The sequence below is a fragment of the Cohnella phaseoli genome (assembly GCF_003386235.1).
Classification (GTDB): domain Bacteria; phylum Bacillota; class Bacilli; order Paenibacillales; family Paenibacillaceae; genus Cohnella; species Cohnella phaseoli.
Genome location: NZ_QRDZ01000017.1, coordinates 66,139 through 81,125, shown reverse-complemented (window position 1 = coordinate 81,125; position 14,987 = coordinate 66,139). Strand labels below are relative to the sequence as shown.

Genomic DNA, 14,987 nt, shown 5'->3' with positions numbered 1-14,987 from the left:
CTGGTCTAGAGCGAATTTTCGCGAAGTAACTGTATATTAAATAGTTAGTTACTTTATGTAAGTAATTCTACAACACAGAATAGCAACTAGTCAAGATAGTTACGATAAAAAAGTAATTAAACATTCAATACAAAGTGTCCCCCCCGTAAATTTCTGCCCCAACACAGAAAAAGCCGACCCACGGGTACCTGAGGGTCGGCTGTTTTAGCCATTCGTTACTGTATACGTTCCACCCAGATCGCATTTACCGACGCTTGATCGACTTGACCCGCGAAGTTCAAATTCAATTGTCCGTCCGTCACAGCTACCTCAAATGAATAAGGGAAACTGAAGAAGCGGCCGCGAAGAATTTTGAACATGTCGTATCCCGAGATCAAATGCTGCCCCTCCGCTTCCACTCTGAACAGCCTTTGGTCTTGTGCTGTTTTGACCAGCTCCGCAAAACCGAGAGTCACGCGATATTTGCCGTTGGCGACGTCAAATCGATAAGCAAATTCAGATCCTTTGCGGGCTGTCTTAAACGTTTGGACGTCCAGTGCCGAGCTTGAATCCCTGGATACGATCGCAGCCGTCGTGCTGTCGGTGGTTGTCGTGCCGACATACCCCCAACCAGTGCTCGAAGAATAGGCAGCATCCGCTGACCATGCGTTGCCGTTCGAATCGGTATAGGCTCCTCCGCCAACGTTGACGCGCTGCGAATACCCCGTCGTAACCGTAATCGGTATTGTCAACGTATCGCCGAAGAAGGCGACTCCGTCATGCACCATGCGCAACTCCAACATGTAGCTGCCGGGCGTCGACGGCGCGACGATCGTAAAATCGAATTGCTTGCGCTGGCCGATACCCATGACATCTTCCCCGTTTAAGTATACCCGCTGGTTGTTCGCAGCTGTGCCCTCTCCGCCGTCTCTTGAATTCACAATCTTAAAATCGTTGTTCGTCAGCGTCGCCAGTCGATATAACGAGGACTTCTTCCACTCGTTTACACCTTCGTTCAACGCTTCGACCCGGATTGAATAACCCACGCCCGCATTCATAGTATTGGGGACGTTGTGACTGAGGATACTTGAGTCATCCGTATCGGCGACTTGAATCTGGAATGTGAGCGGATGTCCGGCCCAGGCGACGCCGTCATGAACCATATCAACCGCAACCGTGTAGGTTCCTGGCGCGGACGGTGCGTTCAACGCAAAGGTGAAGGTCGTGGCTTTCTCCTCGGCGATCGCATCCCCGGCACGTAAATAAGCGCGTTGGTTGGCGATCCCGGCGCTGCTGCCGCCATTCTGGAAATCGCTAAATTCGAACTGGTTGCCCGATGCGGCTCCCAATCGATAATTCGCGCCGGCTGTCCAGGCTTGCGTCCCTGTGTTTTTCAAGCTGATCGATACGAGTTGCTTGGCCCCAGCCTTCATATATTGGGGCACGGTTGAGCCAATGAGCGTGAAGGCGAAGCCCGATCTACCGGACGGAACGACCTGAATCTCTTTCTCGAAGGCAGGACCGAAGTACTCAACGCCATCCCGCACCATGCGGCCGGAGAACACAAAGCTGCCCCGCTTTGAAGGCGCTTGAACGCTGAAATTGAACGTCTTGCTCTGGCCGGGGGCAATTGAATCGGTATCGGAGAGATAGGCTCGATAAGTAGAGTCTAAGCCGCTTGCTCCGCCGTTTTCGAAGTTCGTCCAGTCTACTCGGTTGGCCATCCAATATTTATGGGGGAGGCCTTCTCTGAAGGTGCCGAGTCGGTAGCTATTGGCTCTCGTCCAGGTTGTGTTTCCGACGTTCTTGACGGTAACGGCCACCGTCTCCGTCGTCCCCTCCGTCATCACGTCCGGAACGCTCACCGAAGTGATGATCGCCTGGTTGCCTGTTGCATTCACAACCTCAATTGGTTGCGCAAACTCCGCCCCTAGAAATGCGACGCCATCCCTCACCAGCCGGTGAGCCAACGTATAGGTACCGGCCGTTGAAGGCGCCTTTACGGAAAACTTAAACGTTGTCGTCGCTTGAGGAGCTATGCTGTCGCCGGGGGAAAGAAATACCCGTTGGTTGCCCAGACCCAGCGAGTATCCGCCGTTCAAGTTCGACCAGATAAAATGATTGTTCGCGGTATCGGAAAGGCGATAGAATCCTTCCGGCGACCAGGTATTGCTGCCGATATTGCGAACCCTTATCTCCACGTCGTATGTCTGTCCCGCTACCATCTTTTTTGGCGTGTCAACAGCCAGCACGATACCGTCGTCCGCCTGAAGGCTCACGCTCTGCCGCGCCAGGGAGAAGTACGAAAATGGATCGATCGCTTCAAAGTTGTAGCCCGATTGCAGCTCCTGAATTCGCTTATGGACCGCCTCAATGAATCTGGGAAAGGCGAAAGAAGATCGAACATGGATGAAATTCGGCTGATTTCCGATATTCGGCATAGATGCTGCCGCGGCTACGATTTGATTGGCCGCAGCGTCTACATTATAGTTGCTGGTCGTTCCTAACGTATTCTCGACGACAATCATATTGCCGTTCCGCACGGCGGGAGTCGTCCCTGCGATACTGTCCGGATAGCCGGCCAAGCCGTCGCCGCTGAAACGGGCGTATGCTTGTTCTACGGTATTGCTGATCGCACCGGCGGAACCGTTAAGCAGGAATCCGTTCATCGTATACCCCGTTCGCCCGAATAGCAATTCGTTCCACTGTGTCCACTTCTCCAGATTCGGTACCAGTCCCGGGTCCAAATAACCCGCTCCGGACGCTCCGGCCACAAAATAATCGTTAGGCGTAGCTGTGTCGTACAAATATTGGGCGACATCCGGGTAATCCCGCATCATGTTCGGCACGATGCCCCAAGCGAGCGGAATGGAACCGCGCCGCTTGTCCTCCCACATCATCGGCATGAGTTGATGAATCGTTCCGCCGTCATGGTCGCCCATATAATACAAGATATACGTCTTGTTTGCGAGAGTTGGCCTTGCCGGCGCTTCCTTGGCTCCGGAAAGGCCGATGCCGATCGGCGCCCAGGAATGAAACGATGCATTGGAATACCCGATCGTATCCATGATGCTGGACAGATGCGCATTGTATTGAGAGAACAGTTTGATCATCTCCCACTCTCCCGCCACCGGGTCATGGGCCTCTCCATGGAGATCGCTGTATTTGCCCCACCATGGGAAAAAGCCGAAAACTTCGATCGGCCATTCGACGCCGTAATTGTTGTATGCCGACTGCAGGATCGCTTCCAGAGTTGCCTTGTCTCGGCCGAGCGTCTCGTTAAGCGCATCGTTCGGCTTCCCGGTTCCCCAAGGGGACAAGTCGAATACAAACCCTTTATTCTTTACCGCGTAATCCCGGGCAATGGCGTAGTTTTGCGCCCCGCCCGTTCCCGGATGCCGGATGAAGCCGTCTTCCACATACGATAATACGCCTGCGTTAGCGCGTCCCGTATCCAGATAGGTGGCTTTGGCCCACATATAGGCGTCGGTTTTCGAGTTTGCCCCGGTAAATTGCCCGTTCAAATCGATGACGACGGGCATATTGTAAGGCGCCGAAGTCATCTTATGATACAGGCTTCCGCCAGCCATAACGATCGGAGCCCGTTCAATGCCGGCGATGGTTGTCGCGACGTTAACTGTGGATTCAATCCGCGGATCCCAGACGACGATGCCGGACAGTTCCGAAGCGAACTCGGCAATCAATTCGTCGACACTTGAGATCTCAATCACAGTCATCTCGCTTAACCATTGTCCGGGCTGACGGAACTTCTCAAACCAGTAATCCCCGATCGAGGCCATCTCTGCATTCGTGATCCCCATGATCGGCACGCCATGCTGATAGTCGCGAATATAGAGCTTAGGTCCGGCTTGGTTAACAATCCCTTGCAGGGTACCGACAAACAGGGTTAAGTCGTACCAATCCGCCCGATTCGTCGCAGAACTATACTCGTCCAAATCGAATACAACCATTTTGGAAACTTCCTGTGCTTTTACAGAAGACGATGGCGCTGGAAATACGCTAAATACCGAAGCCAACAACAGGAAAACGACTAGCGAGCGAATCAAAGCGCGAAATCTCATCATTTTATCCTCCTCATAATTTGCGGATGGATTACTGTAATCATTTTAGGCGAGCCTTCCTCCAAGCGACATTCAGGATTCTACACCAATCTGTCAATTTTCAATGAAAACGCTTACCCTCATCAAAAACAAAAAGAAGCCCCATGTTAAAACCTGGGGTTGAGTATATAATGGTAAAGTGAAGGAGGCGTTCTATCAAATGGAAGCTATAGAAACAGGACTGAAACTATTTGCGTTTATAATAGTTATTTCACTATTCTTTGCTGTGGTAGGTTTTCTAGTCCAAAAATATTTAAGCGATTTCTTTGACAAAATAATAGTAAAAATATTTTCTCCAATTAAAAAAATTTTCAGGAAAACGCACTGAGCCTGTTGTTGGAATAAACCTTGGTATTGCAAGAAAAAACGCCGCTAACCGGCGTTCCTCCCGATGATTCGCTTATTGTACTTCGACAATTATCATTGTTCTTTTCCCCGCACAACTTAGCGTTATTAAAGAATTACGTCAGTTAGGTTCTCCCACCTGAAGGGATGTGTGGCGCAATTTCCTCTTCGTTCGGTGGATTACGGATTTCACAGCGCTGACCGTCGTTTGCTGCAGGCATGCGATTTGTTCGTGCGAATAGCCGTATTCATAAACCAGCGTTAAAGTCTGTCGTTGCAAAGGGTTCAACTGGGAGAGCAGTTCGCCGATGAATTCCTTTTCGATATACTGCTTTATTATTTCTGGTTCGATCGCGCCTGCGTCCACTGCCGCGTTGCTGTCCGGAATTTCTCGCCGTCGTCTCCGGTATAGGTCTATCGCGATATTCCTAGCTGTTCTTTTTAACCAACCTTCTTTATTTTGATAAATGATCAAGTCGTCTAGAAGACGATAAGCTTTCAAGAAAGTTTCTTGGACTACGTCTTGTGCCAAGTAATGTTCTTTCGTAATGGAGAAAGCGGAATAATAGATAGACTTGTTATAGGCATTATAAAGAACGTAGAAGTTCTCTTCTTGCGATCGCCCTTTAGGCTCTCTTCCGTTATTCATTCAAATACTTTGTCACCTCGTCCCTTATTCATTGAGATAAGTCGTTACTCGATTCTGAATCAACTTTCCGATTTCTTCCGCCGATTTTTGCCCCGCAAAATAAGAGGTCGCTTCCTCAATGACGATCATGACGACTTTGGAATCCATTTGAGCGAACGTATCCGCCTTACCGACCAGCTCCTTTAAATCCTGCAATTGTTCATCCGAAAGCGGATCGGGGACGTAGCCGTTGATCAATTGCGTTTTGGCTTCTTTAATGTTCTCCTGAACGAGATCCAACGCTTTCTCGGCTACGCCTTTATTCATAGGAAAACCTTTGAACTCCGGCGAGGTCTGCATTTCCTCCGACAACAGAAACCTCATGAAATTCCATGCTTCTTGCTGCATTTTCGAATTTGCATTAATGCCGAGCAGATTCCTTGCGGTAAAAGCGATGCCTTTGCTTTTACCCGGTTTACGGTATACTTTGCCGCCTTCTCCGTAGGCCGCTTTCGAATAGAGAACCAGATCCTCCGGCGAATTTGCCATCCATGGACTGAAGAACTGTTCGCCCCATGTTGCGTTTTCCGCAGATATGATACCCGCGTCGTACATGCTCTTGACCTGCTCAAGCAGCCCGCGGAATGCCTTGGAATCGAAGTCGGATTTCCTATTCGCGGAATCCACGTATTTGCTATATTGATCCTTTAACAAGTTGACCAGAAAAGATTGCGGATCGAAGCTGGTGATCGCATATTTATCGGGTTTTCCGTCGCCATCGTCATCCTTGACCAACTGGCTGGCTATCTCCGTAAACTCCGCCCATGTCCAGTTCGAATCGTCGATGTCGACTTTGCCAGCTTTTTGAATTGCCGTCTGATCCCCAATCATCATGCTAAGCGAGAACTCAAGCGGGATCACATAGAGCCCGTCATCCTTCTTGAGTGCATCCATAATGTTGCCGTAGTAGGAATTGTTGTCGAAGGAATCGTCCTTGGCCATAAGCTCAGACAGATCGACCAATGCCTCTTTTTTCACATACTTGTCATAAGGCAGCTCAGAGAGCGAGATAATGTCCGCCCCTTTACCGGATAACACTTCAGTGCCGACTGTGTTTACGTACTTCTCCACATCGGCAGGATCCATGGCAAGACTCATCCCTCCGTTACCGGATTCCGGAACAGCCGCATATTCCTTGATTTGGACGTCGATATCGGCATGTGCTTGTTCATACGCTTGCTCCGCTGCCTTCAGAAACCCGTCTGCCTTCAGAACGGATATCGTTATTACCTTCTTGCCGTTCTCGCTTTTATCAACTTTCTCGGCACCAGTAGAATTTCCGCTGCTGCATGCCGCTAATGACGCCGCCAACATTCCGCTTAATACCGTAAGGCCCACTCGCTCAATTTTCCTCTTCTTCATTCGAATCTCTCCCTTTAGTTCTCCTGGATTTATTCCAATCTCACCCGGTTGTTTTCTTGTAACGGTTCGCTGCTCTCGGTTACGATCCGAACGTCCGGAGCAAGGCCTCTCTCGACGGCCGTCTCTAGCTCGTTGGCATCTGCCGCATGAAAATAGGATTTACGGACGGTAAATGTATTTCCGAGCGCTCCCTTGTTCTCTTCAACCGTCAATACGTATTTCCCGTCGGCATCTTCCTTGATCGCTTTGTTTGGCAGGAGCAGCATTTCTTTGGCGGATGACTTGGTGTAAGACAAGCTTGCCGTCTGTCCGCCTTGAATCCCCTCGCCTTGAACCGCAAGGACTAATATGCTCTTCGCAGCCTCGGCGTCAGCGCCCGCATCGCCTTGCCCCCCGGCGGATATCGCGTTATTTCCCTTTCCGTACGATTCACGGCTTTCGACCTTCATCACGCGCCCTTTGACATTCAACTTCTTGTTTTCCTCTGTCTCGATGACGAGCGGAACCGTATCTCCTGCCTTGAATAGCGTGACTAACCTATTCGTCAGAGGAATTTCCAGCTTATATCCTTTGCCCGCATTCACGATCCGGAACATCGGTTGCCCCAAAGACGGCGGCTGATCCTCGGAAATCAACACTTCCGCGACGATTCCGTCGAATGGAGCCCTCAACTCTCGTTGCTGGGAAAGCTTTTCTTCCAAGCCTTGAATTTTACGCTCCTGGATGCCGATGTCTAGTTTCTGACCCTCCAAGCTCCGCTTGGCCTCTCGCACTCCCGAATCGTCTCCGTTCCGCTGGGCCGCGATAAAATCTTCTTTCCCTTTTTCCATCGCCATGCGCAGCTGCTGCAGGCGTGCCCGTTCATCCAGCAGCTGCCTCTCCGCATCTTTGTTATCGTATTGGGCGAGTGCCTGGCCTTTCCTGACCGAATCTCCTTCTTTGACCAGCAGTTTTCGGACTTTTAGACCGAAATCGTTCGCTAATTCCATTTCTTGCTGCGGTGCGAGAAGACCGTTCCCGGATAGGCTAGTCTCCAGTTTCCCCTTCCTCGGTTTTTCCGTAATCACCTTAGGCAGCGTCAAGGACATGATCGTATTGCTAAAAAATGTGAGCAGCAGCAAAGTGCCAAGAAATACTCCGAATATTATCGCGATTGTTTTTTTGCGCCTGCGATCGGTTTTCAAGTTAATGAACGACTCCACTTTATTGACCTCCCTACCCTTTTACGCCCGATAATTGAACGCCTTCGATAAAATAAGGTTCGGCATAGAGGAACAGCAGCACCATCGGCGCCATGTACACGACCGATGCGGCAAACGCCACACCGCGCGCTTCCTCGTTGATTCGCGACAAATATACGGATAACGGCTGCTTCACCGCGTCTTGCAAAAAGATCAGAGGCTGCTCCACCATATTCCAATGATCGACGAACAATAAAAGGATTAGCGCTGCAAGCGCGGGTTTCACCATAGGCAGAACGATTGTGCGAAAAATGCGAAATTGACTCGCTCCGTCGATTTTCGCCGCCTCGATATACGCATAGGGGATGTGCATCATGAACTGACGCATCAGGAACACGCCGAACGCGGCGAAGATTCCCGGCAAAATAATAGCCGCTTGGCTATTCGTCAAGCCCAGCTTATCTGCAATGATATAGTTCGGAACGAGCGTGACCTGAAACGGCATCAACATCGTAAGGAGATAGACGAGGAACAGTTGGTCCCGGCCGCGAAATCGTAATTTGGCGAACGCATATGCGGCAAGCGACGCGATTACGACTTGACCTGCGATAATCGGAAGAACCAGCAGGACGGAATTCCAGAACATCAACAAAAATTGCGGCGTATCCGTCAACACCTTGGCATACTGTTCCAGCGAAACTTTATCCGGAATCAGCTTCAGATTGACGAACGCGTCCGGACCGGCATCAAGCTGGCCGATCACTCCGTAGTTAATGCCGATTTCCTGGCCGGTCGTCAAGGAATTGCTTATTGACAATATGACCGGGGACACCATCGCAATCGCGACGAACGCCAGGATTAACGTCCTTAACCCTTTCATAATTGTTTCCGATACGTTCATTACGTCTCCCCCCTAATCCATAAAGCTGCGAAAACGGCGCTCCATCGTTAACAGCAACGTTACGATCACCATAATCGCTGCCGCCATGATCGTCGCCGCCGCCGTCAGCTTCTGAATGTCGAGCGACAGGAACATATTGTTCATGTAATGCTGCAGCATATAGATGCTGTCGTGCGGATAATCGCCGGCGATCAAATACGTCTCGCGGAACACCTTAAAGGAATTGATGATCGACATCAACACGACGAAAAAAGTCGTCGGCGTTAAATATACGAGCGTAATGCTTATAAGCTTGTGAAGAGGTCCGGCCCCTTCTACGTCCGCTGTCTCATAGTAGTCGTTCGGAATATTTTGCAGCCCGGCCAGAAACAAGATCATGTTGTAACCGATGTTTTTCCACAAATAGACGAGAACGACGACGCCTCTTGCCCAATCCGTTTTCATCCAGTCGACGCGCTCTATTCCCAAGCCGTGCAGGATCGCATTCAACGTTCCGTTCCAATCGAATAACACCTGCCAGATCAGAATAATCGAAGCGACAGGCACGACCAGCGGCATGACGTAAGCCGTCCGGAGCCAGTTCCGCACGTATACGCTGCGATTCAACGTCATCGCTAGAAACAAGGATATAACAACCATCAACGGAACGCTGATAGCCGTAAACAAAAATGTGTTCGAGGCTGCTTTGAGAAACGATGAACTGGCAAACAATTCCTGATAATTCGAGGCGCCTGCGAATGACCCGTCGACCGGGGAGCTCTGCACCGAATAGCCGATTCCGATCGCGAATGGAATCACGTAGAAGATCGCGAATCCAGTGAAACTCGGTCCTAGAAAAAGCAAAGCGCTCGATGAATCCTTGCGCAGCCATTTTTGAAACCTCAATGCTCTTCCCTCCCCTCTCAAACCTCTTGTATTCGTTCCCGCGAAGCGCTCACTGGAAATCATGTTATCTTAGCTATGTGGAGTTAATGTGGAGTTAACTTGGAGTTTATGTGTGCTTTTCCGATAAATAAAAAAAAGAGAAGATCCGATTAACGGCAATCTTCTCTTGGAAAGCTGATGACAAACGACACGCCTTGGTTCGTATTCGAGACGGAGTAGGTCGCAGCATGAGCTTCGAGGACTTTTTTGACGATGTATAAACCGAGTCCGCTTCCTCCGGTATGTCGGTTTCGCGATTTTTCTACCCGGTGGAAGGGGTCGAAAATCCGTTGTAATTGCTCCTCCGGAATAGGCTCTCCGCTATTCAAGACATACAATCGGATGTAATGTTCGATTTGCTCCAAGCGTACTTGAACTTTACCGCCGGGCTCGACATATTGGATTGCGTTTTGAATGACATTCATTAACGCTTTGGATAGCAGCTTGGCATCTGCCCGGATTTGGACCCCCTCCTCGATGTCGATAACGGTATCGATCTTTTTCTCGACCCTGGCATATTCCAACTGATGAAGACAGAATTTGACGACCTCCGATAAATCTACGTTTTCCCTTCGGCGGCTGGATTCGGCTGCTTCGAGCTTGGAAAGCTCCAGCAGCTCGTGAACCAGCTTCTCCATCTCCTGCATGACGGTATAGGAGCGATGCAAATATTTATCGCGATCCTTATATACCCCGATTTTGTGGATCATGCCTTCGATCTGGCCCATAACCGCCGTAATCGGCGTCTTCAGTTCATGGGAGATCGTCGCGATGAATTCTCGACGCTTCTCTTCCAACTCCCGCTCTTTTCGGATTTCTACGGACAGTTGAGCGTTGGTATCCTTAAGCTGCGACATCGTTTCCTGAAGGTTGCGGGAAAGCCGATTCAGGTTGCGCGACAATTCTCCGAGCTCGTCTTCTGAGCGGATGTCGCCTGCAGCATCGAATTCCAGACTCGCCATTTTTCTGGCCACTTGATTGAGGCTAATCAACGGACGAGTAATAAACCTGGAATAAGCGATAGCTCCCAAAGCGGAAATGATCAAAACAAGAACGATCATATATGGCGCAAACAGCAGAATCGCTTGAGAGGCTTCGTTTATGGGCTGGAGCGACGCGATCACGTTCAAGTTATAGCTTCCGTCCTGGAAAACGATCGGTCTGTTTACGGGATACGTATTGTCTATCGGCGCCGTAATATCGATTCTCCTCATGGGCACAGCGGTAGTGTCTCCGTATTCGGACTCCGATTCTTGATTAAAGACGGATGGAAAGTACACATATCGATTATATTCATCTTGAATTCCCACCCACACGTTATGCTTCTGGGTAAAATCGTTCAATTCGGGTTTTGCTTCCTGAAGCGTAAGTTCCGCCGAATCGTCGATCAGACGGTCCAGCGCAGCGTTAAGCGAATTGATCTTGTACTGATGATAAAAGTTTGGAAGCATAAAATAAAACACGGTAAACATAAAAACGGTACAAACAATAAGCAATCCGCCAGTGACCAACGATATTTTAAAGGCGATGCCTCTACGCCCGAGCTTAATCATCGATTTTATACCCGATGCCCGTTATCGTGCGAATATACGGAATACCCAACTTCTTTCGCAAATTCTTGATATGGGTGTCTACGATCCGCTCGTCTCCAAAATAGTCGTATCCCCAGCCGCGATTCAACAAAGCCTCCCTGGAAACAGTACGCCCTTGGTTCTCCATTAAGCAGTGAAGGATACGGAATTCTTTCGCTGTCAGATCAATGGAGTTATCATCGACGGTGACCGTAAAACCATCCTTGTCCAGCACGATTTCCTTAAAGCGGATCACTCCGGAAGCCACTTTATCGCTTGCCCTTCTTAACACGGCTTCCACCCGTTTGATTAAGAGATTAAACGAAAACGGCTTTGCGATATAGTCGTCGATGCCGAGTTCAAATCCCTTGATCTCGTCCCTCTCCTCCCCAAGTGCCGTTAACATGATGATCGGTACCGAAGACTTCTGCCGTATCATTCGACAAACTCCGTAGCCGTCCAACTTCGGCAGCATGACGTCGAGTAGAATCAAATCGTATTCGTTTTCGTGAAATAATTGGATTCCTTCCAATCCATCGTTCGAAGTATCGACTGTGTAGTTTTGTGCGGTTAGAAACTCCCGAACTAACTCCTGGATGTCTGAATCATCTTCTATGATTAAAACTTTTATCATCGTACACCTCTGAATGAATTGTCATGCTCCATCATACGACAATTGGCAAGCTATTTTAAACCTTTGGAGTCCACGTTATCCTTTCCTTAGTTCAATGGGCTTTTCAAAATCGCGAATATTAAACCTAAAAAAAACCACGAGCAATCGCTCATGGTTAACAAATACATGTCTTTTTCTTGCTGCCGATTCGCCCCATCGTCTCGATCTTGCCAATGTATTCCGCTGCTAACGGCACAATGCAAGCCGTATTGCCGACATCTACATCTACTTTACCGATCGCCTCGGCGACTGCCTTCGCTTCCTCCGTTAACGGCTCAACGTATGCGCCCGTCGAAATAACGAAAGTATTCATAACATAGCGGACCCAGTTGCGCTCGTCGTGGATGGTATCGCGCGCTCTTGTCAAATAACCGCGTATCTCCTCTATATCGAGCGCATCGTCTGGCGCAATCGATACATAATTGGCATACGTGCTCCATCCGCTCACTGCAACCAATTCCTCCGGCGAATCAATCCACTCCACCGCCAGCTCACGTGCATAAGGACTTTCCGCAGCCACTCTCGCTACCGTATACTCGGCGGGCGCATGCCAATTGGCTCCTGCCACCCACTGCTGCAGCTGTTTTTTGGTGATCGTTTTCGGATTAATGCTCAGGCCTGCTAGATACATCGCATCGTAGTTGCCCGAATCATACAACTGCAGAGCGAGAGCTTGGTCTTTTTTCACATACTTGACGAGCTTCTTCATGTCTCCGATCTTAACGCCAAAGAATGGTTCTTTCGCACCATGACGAAGATAAGTCATTTTCGTCTGCTCGCTGCCCATGCCGGCCAGTGCCTGCATGACTTCTTCATAGGTCATTTATCGTTCACGCTCCTAAACACCTAATTCTGCCTTGGACATTTTATGAGCCAATACCATCGCATTAACCGCTAGTACGATATCCTTGGCCGCCGGCTGTTCCTCCAGCTTCAAATGAAGTTGTACGTTAGAGACTGGTGGATTTTGAGAAGAAATCTTGAGCTCAACCTCATGAGATGAAAGCACCTTCGCTTGCATGATTTGCAGCCATGGGATACGATCCGCTAACGATTGATTGTCCGAAGGGCCGGTTTCCAAGCCATCCACCGCTATAGGCGAATGTCCAACGAAATACTCAATCCTGAGCCCAGCATGCGAGGGAGTACTGCTCCTCTTCTGAGTCGTGGCCTCCTCCGGCAGATGGCGAGAACTTTTTTTAGAAATCCTAGTCCACAATACGATAAACAGAGAAGGGACGAGGAAGCCGAGTACCGCCAAGCCACCGCTGGAGGTACTGACATAGACCGCAAAAAAGAGAGCTGCGGACAGTATCCCAAGTCCCCATAGGTAGAGCTCCTGCCGCCATTTGGGCTGACGCTTTCCAGATGCTGGGGGTTTGGGCGACGCCGGTTCAATTTCCGGAGCTTGCTCCGGTTCAGCTACCGTACGTTCTCTCCACGGCAAATGCTCCCCAGTCAGCATATAGAAGTTATCGCCTGCTCCCTGCCAAACCTTCTCTTGCGAAGGATGCGGCGAATGCCAGAGGCTAACGTATTCTTGAATGTCCTTCAGATAAAGGGCGGGATCGCCCTGTCTAATATAAATATCGGCTGCGCAAGTAATTCCATTTAGGGTCGAAACGCGATGAAACTTAAGCATAATGCCGCTCTCTGGCTATGTCATGTGCTGATTTTACCATTTGCTGATACTGGATATAAAAGAGAATTTGGTCCTACTCCGTTAGTTTCCTCCTCCTGGCTCTCGACTGGTCATCCGTCGGGAAGTAGCGTTGGTCTATTGGCAGATCCATGCTTTATGGGTTACTATGTTTATATCGACAAATTTGCAGGTCTAAACAAGGAGGTTCACGCGCCTATGTGCCCCCGTAGCAAAGAACAAAACGAGCTCATCCGCCTGCAGCGCAGAGAACAGATTCTGGACGCCGCCGCGCGCGCCTACTTCCGCACAGGCGGAAGCTTTGATATTCGCGACGTCGCCCGGGAGGCCGAGCTCGGTTACGGCACGGTATACCACTATTACCCCAACAGACATTTATTAATAGAAGATGTGTTGGGAAGCGGCTTCGAGCGATGCGAGCAAGCTCTGACAGAATGGGCAAGCAGCGGCAGCCCGGATGACAGGCAGCTGTTGACGTATTGCAAGGCACTGCTCCGGCTGTGGCAGTCGGACGCCCGCGCATATCTTGTCTACAAAATGGCCGCGGAGCATTATGTAGGCCTGCCTGACAAGGATCGGCGCCCCGCCAAGAGAAGGTTTATGGAACGGCTGTACGTTCCGCTCCAATCGATCTCCGAGTGCGAAGACGACAGCGTCGACCATCTGCTTGCCGTGCTGGTCGGCTGCTGCGGGCTATATTACTATGCGAGTACTTCGGAGCTGGACGCCGATCGAATCGCCAAGCTCGCGATGCAAGCTATTACAAAGGAGTCCTGATACAAACATGGTCATCTTAAAAAGCAAACATGAAATCGAAGCCATCCGTAAGGCATGCCAAGTGGTGGCCGAATGCCACCGTACGATCGCCCCTCTTATCAAACCGGGAATCACGACAAACGAGATCGAGCGCATCTTCGAGGACCTTATCTTGAAGCACGGCGCCAAGCCCTACACGAAAGGCTACAAGGGCTATCGATATGCAACCTGTGCCTCCGTCAACGATGTAATCGCGCATGGCTTCCCTAGCGATAAGCCGCTTGAGGAGGGCGATATTGTGACGATCGACACGGTCGCGGAGCTCGACGGCTGGCTCGGCGATTCGGCCTGGAGCTATGCAGTAGGGAAAATCTCGCCGATGGCCGAGAAGCTGATGCGCGTCACTAAGGAATGCCTCGACCTCGGCATCGCGCAGGCGCTGCCCGGCAATCGGCTCGGCGACGTGACGAGCGCGATCCAGCGACATGCCGAATCGAACGGCTTTGGCGTCGTCCGCGATCTTCTCGCGCACGGCATCGGCCGGAACCTGCACGAGGAGCCGAACTATATGCATGTCGGCAAGCCCGGCAAAGGTCTCCGCATCAAAGAAGGCATGGTGTTCACCATCGAGCCGATGATCACCGAAGGCACCTACCACATGACGATCGATTCGGACGGCTGGACCGCACGAACGCTGGACCGTAAGCTCGCCGCCCAATACGAGCATACGATCGCCGTCACGGCTGAAGGTCCGCAAATCCTGACCGCGCAATAGAAGATTAGCGGCTGCCACTTAAGCCAACCAAGGGGCTGTACCTCTCTTCGA

13 protein-coding genes are annotated in these 14,987 nt (G+C 50.4%); 3 read left to right on the top strand and 10 right to left on the bottom strand.

Going from position 1 to position 14,987, the window contains the following annotated elements; genetic code table 11:
* Positions 1-215 precede the first annotated feature (215 nt).
* A complete protein-coding gene (locus tag DFP98_RS20710; protein ID WP_116062515.1) occupies positions 216-4,064 on the bottom strand; it encodes a malectin domain-containing carbohydrate-binding protein in 3,849 nt (1,282 codons plus the stop codon).
* A gap of 196 nt (positions 4,065-4,260) precedes the next feature.
* Here DFP98_RS20710 and DFP98_RS39180 point away from each other — a divergent pair, with 196 nt between their 5' ends.
* Positions 4,261-4,428 carry a hypothetical protein gene (locus DFP98_RS39180; RefSeq protein WP_181917825.1) on the top strand — a complete coding sequence of 56 codons (168 nt, stop codon included), beginning with the start codon at positions 4,261-4,263 and terminating at the stop codon, positions 4,426-4,428.
* Positions 4,429-4,566: 138 nt separating this feature from the next.
* On the opposite strand, the gene DFP98_RS20705 is transcribed toward DFP98_RS39180, so the two are convergent.
* From DFP98_RS20705 to DFP98_RS20665, 9 genes are all read right to left on the bottom strand, one after another.
* Entirely contained in the window at positions 4,567-5,094 is a 528-nt protein-coding gene (locus tag DFP98_RS20705) for an RNA polymerase sigma factor (protein ID WP_116062514.1), read from the bottom strand.
* 24 nt (positions 5,095-5,118) lie between these two features.
* Entirely contained in the window at positions 5,119-6,495 is a 1,377-nt protein-coding gene (locus DFP98_RS20700) for an ABC transporter substrate-binding protein (protein WP_116062513.1), read from the bottom strand.
* A gap of 29 nt (positions 6,496-6,524) precedes the next feature.
* Positions 6,525-7,697 carry an efflux RND transporter periplasmic adaptor subunit gene (locus DFP98_RS20695; RefSeq protein ID WP_116062512.1) on the bottom strand — a complete coding sequence of 391 codons (1,173 nt, stop codon included), beginning with the start codon at positions 7,695-7,697 and terminating at the stop codon, positions 6,525-6,527.
* Positions 7,698-7,710: 13 nt separating this feature from the next.
* Positions 7,711-8,511 (bottom strand): carbohydrate ABC transporter permease, encoded by an 801-nt coding sequence (locus tag DFP98_RS20690; RefSeq protein ID WP_425455545.1) that lies wholly within the window; start codon positions 8,509-8,511, stop codon positions 7,711-7,713.
* A gap of 78 nt (positions 8,512-8,589) precedes the next feature.
* Entirely contained in the window at positions 8,590-9,462 is an 873-nt protein-coding gene (locus DFP98_RS20685; RefSeq protein ID WP_246016622.1) for a carbohydrate ABC transporter permease, read from the bottom strand.
* Positions 9,463-9,611: 149 nt separating this feature from the next.
* Entirely contained in the window at positions 9,612-11,054 is a 1,443-nt protein-coding gene (locus tag DFP98_RS20680; protein ID WP_116062509.1) for a sensor histidine kinase, read from the bottom strand.
* The gene (locus tag DFP98_RS20675) at positions 11,047-11,706 is read right to left on the bottom strand and encodes a response regulator transcription factor (protein ID WP_116062508.1); all 660 of its coding nucleotides are present in this window, start codon (positions 11,704-11,706) and stop codon (positions 11,047-11,049) included. Before DFP98_RS20675 ends, DFP98_RS20680 begins: the two co-directional genes overlap by 8 nt.
* A 154-nt stretch (positions 11,707-11,860) precedes the next feature.
* Positions 11,861-12,568: a DNA alkylation repair protein gene (locus DFP98_RS20670; protein ID WP_116062507.1), complete on the bottom strand. Its 708-nt coding sequence runs from the start codon at positions 12,566-12,568 to the stop codon at positions 11,861-11,863.
* Positions 12,569-12,583: 15 nt separating this feature from the next.
* Entirely contained in the window at positions 12,584-13,387 is an 804-nt protein-coding gene (locus DFP98_RS20665; protein WP_246016621.1) for a hypothetical protein, read from the bottom strand.
* Positions 13,388-13,603: 216 nt separating this feature from the next.
* Between DFP98_RS20665 and DFP98_RS20660 the strand changes: the two genes are divergently transcribed.
* Positions 13,604-14,182, top strand: coding sequence for a TetR/AcrR family transcriptional regulator (locus tag DFP98_RS20660; RefSeq protein ID WP_116062506.1), 579 nt, complete (start codon positions 13,604-13,606; stop codon positions 14,180-14,182).
* Positions 14,183-14,189: 7 nt separating this feature from the next.
* Positions 14,190-14,936: a type I methionyl aminopeptidase gene (gene map, locus DFP98_RS20655; RefSeq protein WP_116062505.1), complete on the top strand. Its 747-nt coding sequence runs from the start codon at positions 14,190-14,192 to the stop codon at positions 14,934-14,936.
* The last annotated feature ends 51 nt before the right edge of the window (positions 14,937-14,987 follow it).

Excerpts from the sequence above, each read along its gene's own strand:
- DFP98_RS20690 (WP_425455545.1), bottom strand. The coding sequence starts at position 8,511 with ATGGTGTCCCCGGTCATATTGTCAATAAGCAATTCCTTGACGACCGGC.
- DFP98_RS20675 (WP_116062508.1), bottom strand. The coding sequence starts at position 11,706 with ATGATAAAAGTTTTAATCATAGAAGATGATTCAGACATCCAGGAGTTA.
- DFP98_RS20700 (WP_116062513.1), bottom strand. The coding sequence starts at position 6,495 with ATGAAGAAGAGGAAAATTGAGCGAGTGGGCCTTACGGTATTAAGCGGA.
- DFP98_RS20680 (WP_116062509.1), bottom strand. The coding sequence starts at position 11,054 with ATGATTAAGCTCGGGCGTAGAGGCATCGCCTTTAAAATATCGTTGGTC.
- DFP98_RS20665 (WP_246016621.1), bottom strand. The coding sequence starts at position 13,387 with ATGCTTAAGTTTCATCGCGTTTCGACCCTAAATGGAATTACTTGCGCA.
- map (WP_116062505.1), top strand. The coding sequence starts at position 14,190 with ATGGTCATCTTAAAAAGCAAACATGAAATCGAAGCCATCCGTAAGGCA.
- DFP98_RS20705 (WP_116062514.1), bottom strand. The coding sequence starts at position 5,094 with ATGAATAACGGAAGAGAGCCTAAAGGGCGATCGCAAGAAGAGAACTTC.
- DFP98_RS39180 (WP_181917825.1), top strand. The coding sequence starts at position 4,261 with ATGGAAGCTATAGAAACAGGACTGAAACTATTTGCGTTTATAATAGTT.
- DFP98_RS20660 (WP_116062506.1), top strand. The coding sequence starts at position 13,604 with ATGTGCCCCCGTAGCAAAGAACAAAACGAGCTCATCCGCCTGCAGCGC.
- DFP98_RS20670 (WP_116062507.1), bottom strand. The coding sequence starts at position 12,568 with ATGACCTATGAAGAAGTCATGCAGGCACTGGCCGGCATGGGCAGCGAG.
- DFP98_RS20710 (WP_116062515.1), bottom strand. The coding sequence starts at position 4,064 with ATGATGAGATTTCGCGCTTTGATTCGCTCGCTAGTCGTTTTCCTGTTG.